Here is a 13,924-nt window from a genome sequence, read left to right on the forward strand (position 1 = left end):
TACCTATTAAGGTAAATTTAGTTATGAAAATTGTTTCTATAAAAATTAAAAATTATCGAGCCTTTGAATCTCTAGAAATCAAAGAAATTCCCACCTTTTGCGTCATCATCGGAGCAAATGGTACAGGTAAATCTACCCTATTCGATATTTTTGGCTTTCTCCGCGATGCCCTAAAAAATAACATTCGTCAAGCCCTTCAGATCCGGGGTGGATTTAATGAAGTCGTCACTAGAGGCAAAGAACAAGAAGATATCGAAATAGAACTAAAATTCCGCATGAATATTCTGGAGACAGAACGTCTCGTTACCTATATTTTAAATGTTGGACAAGAAGAAAGACGACCCTTAGTTAAAAGAGAAATACTCCGGTACAAGCGTGGCGAATATGGTTCTCCCTATCACTTTCTCGACTTCCAAAACGGTAAAGGATATGCCATCACCAACGAAGAAAACTTTGAACAAACCGACGAAGAACTACAACGTGAAGAACAACAACTCGAATCCAATGATATTTTAGCAATTAAAGGACTGGGGCAATTTCAACGCTTCAAAGCCGCCAGTGCCTTCCGTTCACTAATTGAAAATTGGCACGTTTCCGACTTCCATATCAGCGATGCTAGAGGCAGCAAAGACGCACTCTATGCCGAACATCTCTCCCCCACAGGCGATAATATGGCACTTGTCGCCCAATACATTTATCAAAACCATCCCGATATATTCCAAACCATCCTCACAAAAATGCAGGAAAGAGTCCCCGGTATTTCTAAAGTAGAAGCAAAGGAAACAGAAGACGGCAGATTAATCCTGAAATTTCAAGACCAAGCTTTTAAAGATCCCTTCATTGATCGCTATGTTTCTGATGGCACAATGAAAATGTTTGCCTATTTAATTCTGCTCTTCGATCCTAAACCCCATCCTTTACTTTGCGTCGAAGAACCCGAAAACCAACTTTATCCTAGTTTGCTTCACGAACTCGCCGAAGAATTTGCCAGTTATGCCCACAGAGGCGGACAAGTCTTTGTGTCTACCCACTCCCCCGACTTTCTGAATGCTGTTCCCCTAGAAAGTATTTTCTGGTTGACAAAAGAACAAGGCACTACAAAAATTTTCCGAGCCAGCGATAATGAAACCCTGAACAACTTAGTGAAAGCAGGAGATTTACCTGGCTATCTCTGGAATCAAGGCTGGTTTGAAGGAGTCGCCCCCTGATGAGCTATGACTTGATTTTTTTACTAGAAGAACCTTCTATAGAAAATGTTTTAAAGGAAATCTTACCCAAAATAATTCCTGATGAAATTTCTTTTATTTGTATTCCTCACCAAGGTAAACAGGACTTAGCTAAATCTATACCAAAAAAAATTAGAGCTTTTCAATTTAACCCTGACACAAAATTTGTTATTGTTCACGATCAAGACTCCCACGACTGTAAAAACCTCAAATCAGAACTTTTAGAAATTTGTCAAAATGCAGGAAACAAAAACATACTGATCCGAATAATCTGTCATGAACTAGAATCTTGGTTTTTGGGTGATTTAGTTGCAGTCGAAAAAGCCTATGGACTAAAACCCGAAAGTTTGAGTCAAAAACAAAATAAAACCAAGTTTCGTAACCCCGATCAACTCAACTCTGCGAAAGAAGAACTCAGAAAGTTAGTTCCAGAATATTACCCCGGTACTCATTCTAGGATGATCGCGCCCTATTTATCCTTGACTGAAAACAAATCTCGTAGTTTTCAAGTTTTTCTCGATGGCATCAATAAAATTATCAATTAGAGTAATATGCCCCAAACCGAAGCTGAACTAGAACGACAGCTAATAGAACGCCTCACAGGATTAGGCTACGAACCTGTCACCCTTCGTCACCCTTCGCAACGCTGAAGACCTCAAAACCAACCTGAAAACCCAACTAGAAAAACATAACCACATCCAACTCAGCGATACCGAATTTAAAACCATCCTCAATCACCTGGATAAAGGTAACGTCTTTGACCGCGCCAAACGCCTCCGCGATAAAATGGAACTCAGCCGCGACGATGGCACAACCTTTTACCTAGAATTTCTCAATATCGAACATTGGTGTCAAAATCAATATCAAGTCACCAACCAAATCACCCAGCAAGGCAATTACAAAAACCGCTACGACGTAACCCTGCTGATTAATGGTTTACCCCTCGTGCAAATTGAACTCAAACGCCGAGGACTGGAACTAAAAGAAGCCTTCAACCAAATCAACCGCTACCAACGCCATTCCTACGGCGCAGACATTGGACTATTTCAATATGTGCAAATATTCGTCATCTCCAACGGCGTAAATACCCGCTACTACGCCAACAACCGCAAACAAGAATATAAACAAACATTCTACTGGGCAGATGAAGAAAACAACCTGATCACCCAACTAGAAGACTTCGCCGATCGCTTTTTGGAAAAATGCCACGTTTCCAAAATGATCTGTAAATACATTGTTCTGCACGAATCTGACAAAGTGCTGATGGTGTTGCGTCCCTACCAATTATTATGCGGTAGAAGCCATCATTGAGCGTGTCAAAAACACCGATAAAAACGGCTATATCTGGCACACTACCGGCTCAGGGAAAACCCTCACCAGCTTCAAAGCTGCCCAAATCCTCAAAGAACTGCCCAAAGTCCATAAAGTGCTGTTTGTGGTCGATCGCGCTGACCTTGACTACCAAACCAGTAAGGAATTTAATTATTTTAGTCCTGAGTGTGTGGACACCACCGACAACACCGGACAACTGGTAACACAAATGGCTGGGGATAGTCGCCTGATTGTGACGACGATTCAAAAACTCAACCGGGCGATCAAATCCCCACGCCATGAAGCTGCAATGTCAGGCTTGAAGGATCAGCCCATTGTGTTTATCTTTGACGAGTGTCACCGTTCCCAATTTGGCGAAACCCACAAAAATATCCTTAAATTCTTTACCCAAGCCCAAATGTTTGGCTTTACCGGGACTCCCATCTTTGCTGATAACGCCACCAGCAACCAGCACGGTAAACGCACCACTAGGGACTTATTCCAGGAATGTTTGCATAAATATGTAATCACAAATGCGATCGCTGATGAAAATGTTTTAAAATTTTCCGTTGAGTATTGGGGCGGAATGAAACGCAAAGACGGCACATTAATTACAGAACCAAAGAGCGATCGCTTTGAAACCCCTGAGCGAATTTCTGGAATTGTCGATTGGATTATTGCCAACCATCACCGTAAAACCCACGGCAAAAAATTCTCTGCTATGCTCTGCGTCAGTAATGTAGATACTCTAATTACTTATTACGAAATCTTTAAAAATCAACAGCAACAGGGATTACATAACCTGCGAATAATTACTATTTTTACCCCCAGCGATAACGAAGAAGACGAAGACGCAAACGGCTTAATTGGAGAACCGGATTTTAATATCAGCAACGATACGAGCAGCCGCAGCCATAGCCGCGACAAATTGAATGAATTTATCGCCGACTATAACCAAATGTATAAAACCCAGCATTCCGCTAAAGATGGTCAGGCTTTTTATGCCTACTACAAAGACATCTCAAAACGGATGAAGGACAGAGATAGAGAAAACTTTCAGGACGCAGAACGCGCCGATATTCTGTTAGTCGTGAATATGTTTATCACGGGTTTTGATGTGAAAAAACTCAATACCCTCTATGTCGATAAAAATCTCAAGTACCACGGGTTAATTCAAGCCTACTCCCGGACAAATCGCATTTTAGGCGAACTGAAATCTCAGGGTAATATTGTTTGCTTTCGCAATCTTAAGGAGAATACCGATCAAGCGGTTTCGCTATTTTCCGATCCCAACGCCAACGAACAAATTTTTATTGAACCCTACGAATACTATATTGAGAAATTTAATCAAGGTGTGGAAGAACTGAGAGCGATCGCCACTATCCCTAATGATGTGAATAAACTAATTAGTGAAGATGACCAAGTTAATTTCGTTAAAGCCTTTCGTAATCTGATCCGTTTACAGGATGTTAGTAAATCATTTACTGAATTTAGCTTTTCTGACTTAAATCTGGATGAACAAACTTTTGAAGATTATAAAAGTAAATATCTGGACATCTACGATAAAACGCGCTCGAAACCTGATGATGAAAAAGAATCTTTAGTTGAGGAAGTCGATTTTGAACTGGAATTAATCCACCGCGACGAAATCAATGTCACCTATATTCTCAAGCTGCTGGCGAACCTCCAGCGCGACATCAAGGATGATGCTACCCAGGAAGATTACCAAAATCAAAAAGCCTCTATCCTTGAGCTAATTGGGAAAGAAGCTCAACTACGCAGCAAGCGGGATTTACTGGAGAAATTTATCGAACAGCGACTACCCACCCTTGAACCCCAAGAAAAACTGGAAACCGTCTTCCAAGACTTTTGGACTCAAGAACGTATTGAAGCAATTGAACAACTTTGTCTAGAGGAAAATCTCCAGGTTACAACTGTTAATCAAATGATTGCTGACTATAAATTCTCTGGGAAAGAACCATTAAGGGAAACCATGCTGAGTGCTTGTAACGAAAAACCCAAATTATTAGAGCGTAAAAAAATTTTTGGGCGCGTTGTCGCAAAATTACTCGACATCATCAACAAATTTGATGACGCTCTTGGTGAGCTTGGGGAGGAAGAATAAGCTTGCTGTTGTGGCAAAGTTATGGGTAAGATTACAAAAAAGCCGCCACGGGGACGGCTTTCTTATATATGGGCAGTACCAGACTCGAACTGATGACATCCTGCTTGTAAGGCAGGCGCTCTACCAACTGAGCTAACCGCCCGTTCATTTCACTAACAATCAATATAGCAAAATATTTTGAATCGCGCTAGTATTTTGAGGAAATTTTTTTTAAGTATTTTTGAGAAGCTTGTAAATGCCCTCTGGTAGGACGCACGATCGCATTACTTTATGGTCGTTGCCGTTGGTGGCTGGTCTGACTTTCTGGCAGACTCGCTCTGGCAATGTCACTTTGTTGGTGGCTGGTGGGTTTATGTTTGGTGGGTTGATGTTCGGCCCTGATTTAGATATTTACTCGCGTCAATATCAACGTTGGGGTGTTTTGCGCTGGATTTGGTTACCTTATCAAAAAAGTCTTCGGCATCGTTCTTTTCTATCCCACGGGCCTCTGATTGGGACAACTCTAAGGGTTGTCTATCTCAGTAGCTTGCTGGCTATATTGACGGTTGTGATTTTGGCAGTTGTTGATAAGCTCTGGAATGTGACTGTGACATGGCAGGATGTAGAAGTGACAGTGGGGCGATCGCTCACTAGTTACAGTATGGAATTCTTCGCTTTATTTTTGGGTCTGGAACTGGGGGCGATGAGTCATTCTCTCAGTGATTGGGGCGGTTCGGCTTACAAGCGTTTCCGTAAGCAGGGGGTTCGGGGAATACTTCCTAGTAGCAAAATTAAGAAACGTAAGGTGACAAGTCGTCGGTCTACTGGCGGGAGAAAAAATCAAAAACGGTAATACTGGGAAATGCACAGGTACAAGGAGTTATGGAAGCGAATCATTTGGCAGCTTTGCAAGAGTTAATTGAGGTGGTAGCGAAGTTGCGATCGCCTGATGGGGGTTGTCCCTGGGATTTGGCACAAACTCCCCAAACCCTGACACCTTATGTAATTGAGGAGGCTTACGAGGTTGTAGATGCCATTAAGGGTGGAGACCAGGAGGCGATCGCGGAGGAGTTGGGTGATTTATTATTACAGGTAGTTTTACAAGCCCAAATTGCTAGTGAATCCGGACAATTTTCTCTCCAAGAGGTTGCCCAAGGTATCACCCAAAAGTTAATCCGCCGCCACCCTCATGTATTTGGTGATGTGTCGGTCAATAGTGTAGATGAGGTACGGCAAAACTGGGAACAAATCAAGGCAGAGGAAAAGGGCGAACCATCAGAGGAAAGTCAAAAACTGAGTACAAAACTTAGTCGTTATGGACGTACCCTACCCCCACTCACAGCCGCGATGAAAATTTCCCAAAAGGCTGCGGCTGTGGGTTTTGAGTGGGAAAATATTGATGGTGTGTGGGCAAAATTCCATGAAGAGTTACAGGAATTTCAACAAGCTTTAGCCGAGGAAACGCCAGAACGCCAACAAGCCGAATTAGGCGATTTACTATTTGCCGTGATTCAGTTAGCCCGTTGGCATAATCTTGACCCTAGCGAAGGATTACAAGGGACAAATCAGCGATTCGTCCAACGGTTACAAAAAATGGAGGCGGTAGTTGATCGCCCCCTTTTTGATTACAGTTTGGATGAGTTAGAAACTCTCTGGCAACAGGCTAAAGCCCAACTTGCTAAGGAGTAGGCTTCCATTTAATATTGCAACCAATACTCGGTTTTTGTTCGCCAATGACAGGTTTACCCGCCAGTACCGCATCAATGGCGGCGCGTAAATCTGCACCCGTTACAGGTTTACCATTGCTAGGACGGCTATCATCTAATTGTCCTCTGTATGCAAGCTGGCGATCGCTATCAAAGACAAAGAAATCAGGGGTACAAGCCGCAGTATAAGCCTTGGCTGTCTCCTGTGTTTCGTCATAACAAAAGGGAAATTGCCAACCTAGTTCTATTGCCAATGCTTTGAGAGATTCGGGCGCATCATCTGGGTAATTTTTTGCATCGTTGGCACTGATGGCGACGATTCCTAAATCGCTTGTGGAATAATCCTGGCCTATGCGTGTTAATTCATCTTGAATGTGCTTCACAAACGGACAATGCCGACAAATAAACATTACTAATAAAGCTTTTTTATCGGCAAAGGTAGAAAGAGAGATGGTTTTGCCAGATACTACGTCTGGTAGATGAAAATCTGGCGCTTGTGTGCCGATAGGCACCATTGTAGAAGCGGTTAAAGCCATAGTTCACCCGGTATCTTGATTTTGACAACGGCTCTTGCTGTTTGTCACAGTCAAAATAACATGAAATACCTCATAAATTTAGAGGCGGGAAAATTCCCGCCTCTGTTTTTGTTAAGTTATTTTTTTAGAAAAATTAAAATTTATCTATTGCAGGTTGGTCAAAAGACCGAAAATTCCTTTTCCTGTAAATACTTCTAATGCGATTAATGAGATGAAACCAATCATCGCCAAACGACCGTTGAGTATTTCTGCATAGGGTGTGAACCCAGTGCGATCACCTTGCTCATCTACATATACTTTTGGCTCAATCGCAAAGTTGTTCATCAAACCTTGGTCGTCAACGATGGCATTATTTGTACGCATTTTATTTTCCCCAGTTCGGTCTGTTATTAAGAACTGTAACAAATATATTAACTATTGTAAAGTATCTGAGTCCATCTGAAGATATATCATGGTGAATCGAGTTCACAAATACGTCTAAAGAACACCCCTAGCTTTTAGACAATCCTAGTTACACATAAAACTCCCAGAAGCCAATGGATCGATTCCGAGTAGAAGTTATAGCTAAAACACCAAACCCCCAGCAGGTAATTTACGCCGCAATGCACCAAGATTATACGGATGGGTTCGTGTTTGATGAGCGCGACTCCTGGCCCTCGGAGTCCGAATGTGGCGACATTATTATTAAACGCCTGTTAGCTGGGGAAAGAGGACACTATGGCCCGTTAGAGCATCCCCAGATTGTTTTCAACTGCGGCTATTTTCCCCACAGCGTTATGCAGCAGGCGCGTACGCATAGAGTTTCAGTATCATTTGATGTGCAATCTTTTAGGTATACGGGTAACCAGTTTATTGATGTAGTCGAAGGTATAAAAGACATTGAAGATGTTTTTTACCTCCGTCCTGTTGGTTATTACACAGATAGACAGGGCAAAAAATATTACTATTCTCCAGAACAAAGAGCCGCAGATTTGCAGTGGTGTTTAGAAGCAGCTAAACGTTACAAAGCTGATTTTGAAGGGGGAATGTCTGAAGAACACGCACGGGGTAAAGTACCTTTTGATTATCGCCAGCATTTTGTCGTCAGCTTTAATCTTCGTTCATTTTTGCACTTTTGTGATTTACGCAATAAGAAAGATGCACAACTAGAAATTCAAAAGTTGTGTGAACTGATGTGGCCTCATTTTGCAGAGTGGTCTCCGGCGATCGCTCAATGGTATGAAAAAGCCCGTCTAGGTAGAGCCAGACTATCACCATAATTCAGACCGCTTTCCACTTATAGGTGTAATGTTATCGACCCTCGGCTAGCCGAGGGTTTTTCGTTACAATTCATCCCTATTTCCCTCGCTACTAGAGATCAATTCTTCCAGACAATACCCAAACATAAGTTCTTCTGTTTACTCGAATCAATTATTTTTTGTCAAGTCCCATTGACATTTTGTAACAATATTGTTAAATTAGTTTACATAAAGTAACAACGCACATAAAAAACTATGTATACCACCGTTAACGAAGCAGGCATTTTAAATAACTACGCTACCGAACCCAAAATGTATTACGCTACCTACCCCAACCAAGAGCAAAAACGCCAATATGCTTTACAGGGTGCGTTTGCTACATTGCTCATCACAACTTTAGTTTTGGTTGCTTTGGGCATTAGCTAAGATTTTTAAATTTCAATATCGCTGTATCTAAATTGTCATTCGTACTTCTTTGATAAACCTCGGTTAGTTTCGCCGGGGTTTTTTGTTGTGCGGAGTGCGAATGCTAATAGATAAATATGAGATCACTAATCTAAAGCCAAAAAACTAAAATGGGATGAGCAATCCCCGTGAAAAACTAAAATGAAATGAGTAATCCCCGTGTTTTGTGCCTCGGCGAAGTTCTATTCGATTGTTTAGCTGATCAATTAGGGCTAAAGCTGGAACAGGTAAAGTCTTGGACTGCTTATCCAGGAGGAGCGCCAGCTAATGTGGCTTGTGCTTTAGTGAAGTTGGGAACTCCCGCCGGATTTATTGGTGCTGTCGGTGAGGATGAGCCAGGAAATGTGCTGGTTAAGCTATTACAAGAAGTAGGTGTAGATACAACGGGTGTACAACGTCATTCTACTGCCCCAACTAGGCAAGTCTATGTGGTCAGGGATCTAGCAGGCGATCGCACTTTCGCTGGCTTCGGTCAGTATGATACATCTGAATTTGCTGATACGCATTTGCAAGCCAAGCAATTACCAGAGTCAGTGTTTCAAGAAGCGGATTTCCTGATTTTGGGTACATTGGAATTAGCCTATCCCGACAGTGAAAAAGCTATTCACCGAGCTTTGGAACTGGCTGAACAGTATGACCTGAAGATTGTGCTGGATGTTAACTGGCGGCCGGTATTTTGGCATGATGAAAATATTGCTAGGCAAAAAATTCAGGAAATTTTCAAACGCGTTGATTTCCTCAAGCTTGCTAAAGAAGAAGCTGAATGGCTATTCGACACCTCTGATCCAGGCGCTATTACTTACCGTTTAGGCTCTATTGAGGGGGTATTAGTAACTGATGGCGAAAACGGCTGTGGTTATTGCTTGGGTGAGAATGAAGGTAAAATACCTGCTTTTGCTGTTTCTGTAGTAGATACCACGGGCGCAGGAGATAGCTTTCTGGCAGGGTTTATCCATCAACTGAGTGAACATGGCATTCACAACTTGAATGATGCAGAGACAGCAAAACGCATTATTACTTATGCTAGTGCTGTAGGGGCGTTGACTACTACTAAAGCAGGTGCGATCGCTTCTCAACCTACCGCGATGGAAGTGGAAACTTTTTTAGCCTCCAATAAAATTTAGTTGAACTACCCACACTGACCTATCGGGTCAGATGTGGGGCTTTTGTCGGTTCAAGCTAAAGTAGTAATAGTGATAGTTGTAGAACTCAAGTTGGCTGCTCTGTTATCTCTTTCCTAGCTAGAAGATATCCGAGAGTTTTGCCTACCAGGGCATTTCAGTTATTTTATCGCAAATCGAGCCACAGTATACATTACTGTGTTATCTTGCTTTTATAAAAAAGGGCGAACGAGGGGACTTGAACCCCCGAATGGTGGAACCACAATCCACTGCCTTAACCACTTGGCTACGCCCGCCACACACATTCTTTATTATAGCACCTGTTTAGTAAACTTATCCAGAATTTTTTTTGTGAGGAACGGACTTTACTGATTGAGAGTCTTGGGAATGCAAATTGATTTAGCGAATTAAAGTTAGGAAATATGAAACCCCTGACCATTACGGCATCGGTAGGAGCCTTAGGATTAGCGGCTGTGCTGGGAGTAACAATGGCGAAAACTAACCCTAATCAGACTGAATATGAAGAGTATGCTGTGCAACGGTTGACAGAATACCTAAAGAATGATGTCTGCAATAAAACAACAAAGCTCTTAGAACGTTTAATTAATTACAACTGTGACAAATTAATAGATTCCGCTAACCCCCAACTCCGGCAACTCCTCTCAGCTACCACCGAAAGACAAGACTTTGCTGTGTTTAGCATTTACCGTACAGAACTAAAATTAAGTACTTGGATGCCGTCTTACAAGTTTGAAACGGTGGGAGCTTTTAATAATTTCTACACTTATACAGCAGAGGAACAGTGATAGGTAAAGGAGAAAAACTCATGACTGTTGACTTTTTGTAACATAATAAAAATAGTTACGAAAAGTTTCACCCCTGCCCATGACATCCGCTTATCTGCTTGTATCCCACGGCAGCCGAGATCCACGTCCAGAAATCGCTATGCAGCAAATAGCAGGACTGGTAGCTGAAAAATTACATCTTCCAGAAAAGTTAGTGGGAACAGGATATTTGGAGGTGGTTTCTGAACCTTTGCATGAGCAGATCAGAAATTTTGCTCAAATTGCTGTAACTTTTGGGTGTCATCATCTGAAGATCATACCTTTGTTTCTGCTTCCGGGTGTTCATGTGATGACGGACATTCCTAGTGAAGTAACACAGGCGCAACAAGCTGTAGGTAAAGATATTCTGATTGAATTACAGCCATACTTGGGCAGTCATCTGGGTTTACAAACATTTCTCCAAAAGCAAATCGCTACTATAAAAGCAGAAGCGTGGATTCTGTTATCTCATGGTAGCCGTCGCCCAGGTTCTCAACAACCAGTGGAAACAATGGCGGCGTATATAGGCGGAGTGGCTGCTTACTGGTCTGTGGCTCCTAGTTTAGAGTCAAGAGTTCAAGAATTAATTGCTATTGGTTACAGAGAAATTGCAATTTTGCCATACTTTCTATTCTCCGGCGGCATAACTGATGCGATCGCTCAAGCAGTTGAAGCGCTAAAATTACAATTTCCTGGGGTAAGTTTATACTTGGCTGAACCTTTGGGAGTTAGTGGAGAATTAGCCGATTTAATTGGGGATTTGATTTACACATGAACCGCACAGACAATCAGGGGCAAAAGGGTTTGGGTAAGGTCTATTTAGTAGGTGCGGGGCCAGGCGATCCAGGACTGATGACGGTGAAGGGCAAAGGTATATTAGAATGTGCCGATGTGGTCATATATGATGCTTTAGTCAGTCCAGCAATTTTGGCAATGATTAATCCCCAAGCAGAGCAGATTAATGCTGGTAAGCGCATGGGGCGACATTCTCTATTGCAGGACGAAACAACTCAACTACTAATTGAACAAGCCCAAAATCACGCTGTTGTTGTGCGGTTAAAAGGTGGTGACCCCTTTATTTTCGGTCGTGGCGGGGAAGAGATGGCTGATTTAATTGCGGCTGGGGTTCCGGTGGAGGTTGTGCCAGGGATTACATCAGGAATTGCAGCGCCAGCCTATGCAGGGATTCCCCTGACTCATCGCTTATATAGTTCATCTGTAACTTTTGTAACTGGGCATGAGTCGGCAGGTAAGTATCGACCGAAAGTCAATTGGCAAGCGATCGCCCACGGTTCAGAAACGATTGTCATTTATATGGGTATCCACAATCTACCTTATATTGTGGAACAGTTGAAAATGGCTGGTTTGAGTTTAGCAACACCAATCGCTCTAGTGCGCTGGGGTACACGTCCCGAACAGGAAGAATTAATTGGCGAATTAGGGACAATTGTAGAACTAGTGGAGAAAACAGGATTTGAAGCGCCAGCGATCGCAGTCATTGGCTCTGTAGTCAATATGCACAGTATTTTATCTGTAGCAGCCCGTGTTAATTGACTTGCTAATGTATCTACATCTAAGAAGGTAATGGGTAATTGGTAATAGTTGATATTACGTAATGTGTTTAAAAATTACTTTTAGCAAATCACCTTGATTAAAAGGTTTAGTTAAGTGACCTGATGCTCTGACTATCTTTGCTCTCGCTCTATCAACTAGTCCAGCTTTTTCTGTCACCATAATCACAGGTGTGTTTTTAAAATATGAATGTTTGCGTAATAAAGAACATAACTCATAGCCGTCTAAATCAGGCATATCAACATTGATCAAAATGATATCTGGCTTTGTACAGAGAATTTCCATTAATGCTTTTAGAGAATCTGTAACACCAATTACTGCAAATATTTGATCATCTAAAAAGTTTTTAATATTATTTAGCACAATTGGATTCTCATCAATACAAAAGATTGTATAGATTTTTTTATCAGTAGATGTGGCAGATGTCTGTGAGTATCCATGATTGACAGTATTAGGTTGAGATGCGTAACGCTTTGAATATTCTGTAGATTTATTAGTATTTATTTGCGGTAAGCGTGGCTCAGGCTTAGGCTGAGTATGAGGAGGAGATGTAAATTTGGTGCTACGTCTGTTGTTAACTGGTATCTGGTTATGTTCTGTAGATGAAGATATCTCTTGACTGGAAGCTTCTCTGCGGAATGCTTCCGGAACACGCCCATGCTGTTGACACTGTTCTACTAATAACCGAACATTCAGATAGCAAAATTTAGGCAAATCATCTAAAAAACTTTCAGGAATAAATTCATAACTTCCTTCTTCCAGCATGAGAAATGATTCTACTACTTCTAATGCTAATTGTTCTATAAGAACAGCTGCTTGTGAAGAACTAATATATTTCTGATTGACTAACCAACAAATAGCTAAATAATCAGGATTGGGTATTGCTTGATTTTCAATTCCTGTTTCAAAGATTGCTCTTAACTGCTCGTTAATTTCTTTAGGTAGGGTTGCAATTTGTGGGCTTAAATTTCCCAAATGTCTATAAAGAGGTTCAAACATCCTCTCTGAATAACAGGCATAAATTAGCTTACCCTCTTCTACGTATATAGACCAGGTACCTGAAGTACTAAATACTTGTAGACAACCAGTGATTGTCTTCCCAGTTATTTTTTTTAATAACGATAGGGGTTGTATTTTCTGAAAAAATCTGTATCTAGTAATCGGAAGTGTTTTCATGGCGATCGCTCTGTTATTAAATCAAGATTTAAAATAAAAATTAGGGAAAAGGCTTTTCCTGTAGGTAAATGTATTTCTGAGAATATATTTACCTAAGTTCAGCAATTTACAGTTAAGTCAACACAGTTAGTCTTTATTTTTTATTTTCACGCCAATCTTTCCACTCAGGAGAGTTCTACACCGTCAGTGCTACTCTCCTGAGTGGAATAGTTTCATGATGTCAAACAGAAAAATTGTTCAACCGATTACTAGAAAACATTCTTTCAAAAATCAGGTTGCTTTTCTGTATCTTTCATTAACTTGGCTAATCTAACAGTACCTTAAGTACTACACGTATAGTTATTGGCTCAAACCCATCAGTAGCAAAAGTATTATCTGTGTTTTTACCGCATAACGTAAAATTAAGGTATATCAAACTTAAATACGGTGAAATTAAAAAACACTAGTTCTTTTGCTCACTACGTAAGTATTGATTTAGTAGTTACCCAGGTTTGAGATTTTAGAGATGTTGTTTGCCAGATTTTTTATGACCATCACTTGCAAAATGTCAATAGCAGATTTTCACTATAAAAATTCTATTTTTTCCCAACGGTAGATACGCAAGTAATGGCTCACTAAAAGCTAGGTTACTCCAATTTATCTAGG

15 protein-coding genes and 2 tRNA genes are annotated in these 13,924 nt (G+C 41.3%); 12 read left to right on the top strand and 5 right to left on the bottom strand.

Annotated features, from left to right (window positions below):
* The first annotated feature begins 23 nt into the window (after window positions 1–23).
* The 4 genes from ACN222_RS02515 to ACN222_RS02530 all read left to right on the top strand — a co-directional run bounded on the left by ACN222_RS02515 (window position 24) and on the right by ACN222_RS02530 (window position 4,662).
* Window positions 24–1,208, top strand: coding sequence for an AAA family ATPase (locus ACN222_RS02515; RefSeq protein WP_010994683.1), 1,185 nt, complete (start codon window positions 24–26; stop codon window positions 1,206–1,208).
* The gene (locus ACN222_RS02520; protein ID WP_010994684.1) at window positions 1,208–1,771 is read left to right on the top strand and encodes a DUF4276 family protein; all 564 of its coding nucleotides are present in this window, start codon (window positions 1,208–1,210) and stop codon (window positions 1,769–1,771) included. Before ACN222_RS02515 ends, ACN222_RS02520 begins: the two co-directional genes overlap by 1 nt.
* 151 nt (window positions 1,772–1,922) lie before the next feature.
* On the top strand, window positions 1,923–2,537 hold the full coding sequence (locus ACN222_RS02525) for a type I restriction endonuclease (RefSeq protein ID WP_231865549.1): 615 nt from the start codon (window positions 1,923–1,925) through the stop codon (window positions 2,535–2,537).
* Window positions 2,533–4,662, top strand: a complete 2,130-nt coding sequence (locus ACN222_RS02530) for a type I restriction endonuclease subunit R (RefSeq protein WP_231865550.1) — start codon at window positions 2,533–2,535, stop codon at window positions 4,660–4,662. The genes ACN222_RS02525 and ACN222_RS02530 overlap by 5 nt, the downstream gene beginning before the upstream one ends.
* Window positions 4,663–4,731: 69 nt before the next feature.
* Here ACN222_RS02530 and ACN222_RS02535 read toward each other — a convergent pair.
* A tRNA-Val gene (locus ACN222_RS02535) sits at window positions 4,732–4,804 on the bottom strand.
* Window positions 4,805–4,897: 93 nt separating this feature from the next.
* Here ACN222_RS02535 and ACN222_RS02540 point away from each other — a divergent pair.
* Together ACN222_RS02540 and mazG are read left to right on the top strand one after the other, a co-directional pair.
* The gene (locus ACN222_RS02540) at window positions 4,898–5,494 is read left to right on the top strand and encodes a metal-binding protein (RefSeq protein WP_010994687.1); all 597 of its coding nucleotides are present in this window, start codon (window positions 4,898–4,900) and stop codon (window positions 5,492–5,494) included.
* Window positions 5,495–5,523: 29 nt separating this feature from the next.
* Window positions 5,524–6,330: a nucleoside triphosphate pyrophosphohydrolase gene (gene mazG / locus ACN222_RS02545; RefSeq protein WP_010994688.1), complete on the top strand. Its 807-nt coding sequence runs from the start codon at window positions 5,524–5,526 to the stop codon at window positions 6,328–6,330.
* Here the strand turns inward: mazG and ACN222_RS02550 are convergent.
* Entirely contained in the window at window positions 6,320–6,883 is a 564-nt protein-coding gene (locus tag ACN222_RS02550; RefSeq protein ID WP_010994689.1) for a thioredoxin family protein, read from the bottom strand. The two genes, mazG and ACN222_RS02550, sit on opposite strands and share 11 nt — an antisense overlap.
* A 144-nt stretch (window positions 6,884–7,027) precedes the next feature.
* A complete protein-coding gene (locus tag ACN222_RS02555; protein WP_010994690.1) occupies window positions 7,028–7,246 on the bottom strand; it encodes a chlorophyll a/b-binding protein in 219 nt (72 codons plus the stop codon).
* A gap of 173 nt (window positions 7,247–7,419) precedes the next feature.
* On the opposite strand from ACN222_RS02555, the gene thyX reads away from it, so the two are divergent.
* The 3 genes from thyX to ACN222_RS02570 all read left to right on the top strand — a co-directional run bounded on the left by thyX (window position 7,420) and on the right by ACN222_RS02570 (window position 9,710).
* Complete coding sequence (gene thyX / locus ACN222_RS02560; RefSeq protein WP_010994691.1) at window positions 7,420–8,142, top strand: FAD-dependent thymidylate synthase; 723 nt, start codon at window positions 7,420–7,422, stop codon at window positions 8,140–8,142.
* 234 nt (window positions 8,143–8,376) lie between these two features.
* A complete protein-coding gene (psb34, locus tag ACN222_RS02565; RefSeq protein WP_010994692.1) occupies window positions 8,377–8,547 on the top strand; it encodes a photosystem II assembly protein Psb34 in 171 nt (56 codons plus the stop codon).
* Window positions 8,548–8,732: 185 nt separating this feature from the next.
* Window positions 8,733–9,710 carry a carbohydrate kinase family protein gene (locus ACN222_RS02570; RefSeq protein ID WP_010994693.1) on the top strand — a complete coding sequence of 326 codons (978 nt, stop codon included), beginning with the start codon at window positions 8,733–8,735 and terminating at the stop codon, window positions 9,708–9,710.
* Window positions 9,711–9,930: 220 nt separating this feature from the next.
* Here the strand turns inward: ACN222_RS02570 and ACN222_RS02575 are convergent.
* Window positions 9,931–10,003: transfer RNA gene (locus ACN222_RS02575), tRNA-His, on the bottom strand.
* Window positions 10,004–10,129: 126 nt separating this feature from the next.
* Between ACN222_RS02575 and ACN222_RS02580 the strand changes: the two genes are divergently transcribed.
* The 3 genes from ACN222_RS02580 to cobA all read left to right on the top strand — a co-directional run bounded on the left by ACN222_RS02580 (window position 10,130) and on the right by cobA (window position 12,085).
* Window positions 10,130–10,513 carry a DUF4359 domain-containing protein gene (locus tag ACN222_RS02580; RefSeq protein ID WP_010994694.1) on the top strand — a complete coding sequence of 128 codons (384 nt, stop codon included), beginning with the start codon at window positions 10,130–10,132 and terminating at the stop codon, window positions 10,511–10,513.
* Between the two features lie 79 nt (window positions 10,514–10,592).
* A complete protein-coding gene (locus ACN222_RS02585) occupies window positions 10,593–11,306 on the top strand; it encodes a sirohydrochlorin chelatase (RefSeq protein WP_044520663.1) in 714 nt (237 codons plus the stop codon).
* Complete coding sequence (gene cobA, locus ACN222_RS02590; RefSeq protein WP_010994696.1) at window positions 11,303–12,085, top strand: uroporphyrinogen-III C-methyltransferase; 783 nt, start codon at window positions 11,303–11,305, stop codon at window positions 12,083–12,085. The genes ACN222_RS02585 and cobA overlap by 4 nt, the downstream gene beginning before the upstream one ends.
* Window positions 12,086–12,139: 54 nt before the next feature.
* On the opposite strand, the gene ACN222_RS02595 is transcribed toward cobA, so the two are convergent.
* Window positions 12,140–13,279, bottom strand: coding sequence for a response regulator (locus tag ACN222_RS02595; RefSeq protein ID WP_010994697.1), 1,140 nt, complete (start codon window positions 13,277–13,279; stop codon window positions 12,140–12,142).
* Between the last annotated feature and the right edge of the window lie 645 nt (window positions 13,280–13,924).

The sequence above is a fragment of the Anabaena sp. FACHB-595 genome, from assembly GCF_048568275.1.
Classification (GTDB): domain Bacteria; phylum Cyanobacteriota; class Cyanobacteriia; order Cyanobacteriales; family Nostocaceae; genus Trichormus.

Bases quoted from the DNA above. Each gene is read 5' to 3' on its own strand.
- ACN222_RS02515 (WP_010994683.1), top strand. From the start codon at position 24: ATGAAAATTGTTTCTATAAAAATTAAAAATTATCGAGCCTTTGAATCT.
- ACN222_RS02520 (WP_010994684.1), top strand. From the start codon at position 1,208: ATGAGCTATGACTTGATTTTTTTACTAGAAGAACCTTCTATAGAAAAT.
- ACN222_RS02540 (WP_010994687.1), top strand. From the start codon at position 4,898: ATGCCCTCTGGTAGGACGCACGATCGCATTACTTTATGGTCGTTGCCG.
- mazG (WP_010994688.1), top strand. From the start codon at position 5,524: ATGGAAGCGAATCATTTGGCAGCTTTGCAAGAGTTAATTGAGGTGGTA.
- ACN222_RS02550 (WP_010994689.1), bottom strand. From the start codon at position 6,883: ATGGCTTTAACCGCTTCTACAATGGTGCCTATCGGCACACAAGCGCCA.
- ACN222_RS02555 (WP_010994690.1), bottom strand. From the start codon at position 7,246: ATGCGTACAAATAATGCCATCGTTGACGACCAAGGTTTGATGAACAAC.
- thyX (WP_010994691.1), top strand. From the start codon at position 7,420: ATGGATCGATTCCGAGTAGAAGTTATAGCTAAAACACCAAACCCCCAG.
- psb34 (WP_010994692.1), top strand. From the start codon at position 8,377: ATGTATACCACCGTTAACGAAGCAGGCATTTTAAATAACTACGCTACC.
- ACN222_RS02570 (WP_010994693.1), top strand. From the start codon at position 8,733: ATGAGTAATCCCCGTGTTTTGTGCCTCGGCGAAGTTCTATTCGATTGT.
- ACN222_RS02580 (WP_010994694.1), top strand. From the start codon at position 10,130: ATGAAACCCCTGACCATTACGGCATCGGTAGGAGCCTTAGGATTAGCG.
- ACN222_RS02585 (WP_044520663.1), top strand. From the start codon at position 10,593: ATGACATCCGCTTATCTGCTTGTATCCCACGGCAGCCGAGATCCACGT.
- cobA (WP_010994696.1), top strand. From the start codon at position 11,303: ATGAACCGCACAGACAATCAGGGGCAAAAGGGTTTGGGTAAGGTCTAT.
- ACN222_RS02595 (WP_010994697.1), bottom strand. From the start codon at position 13,279: ATGAAAACACTTCCGATTACTAGATACAGATTTTTTCAGAAAATACAA.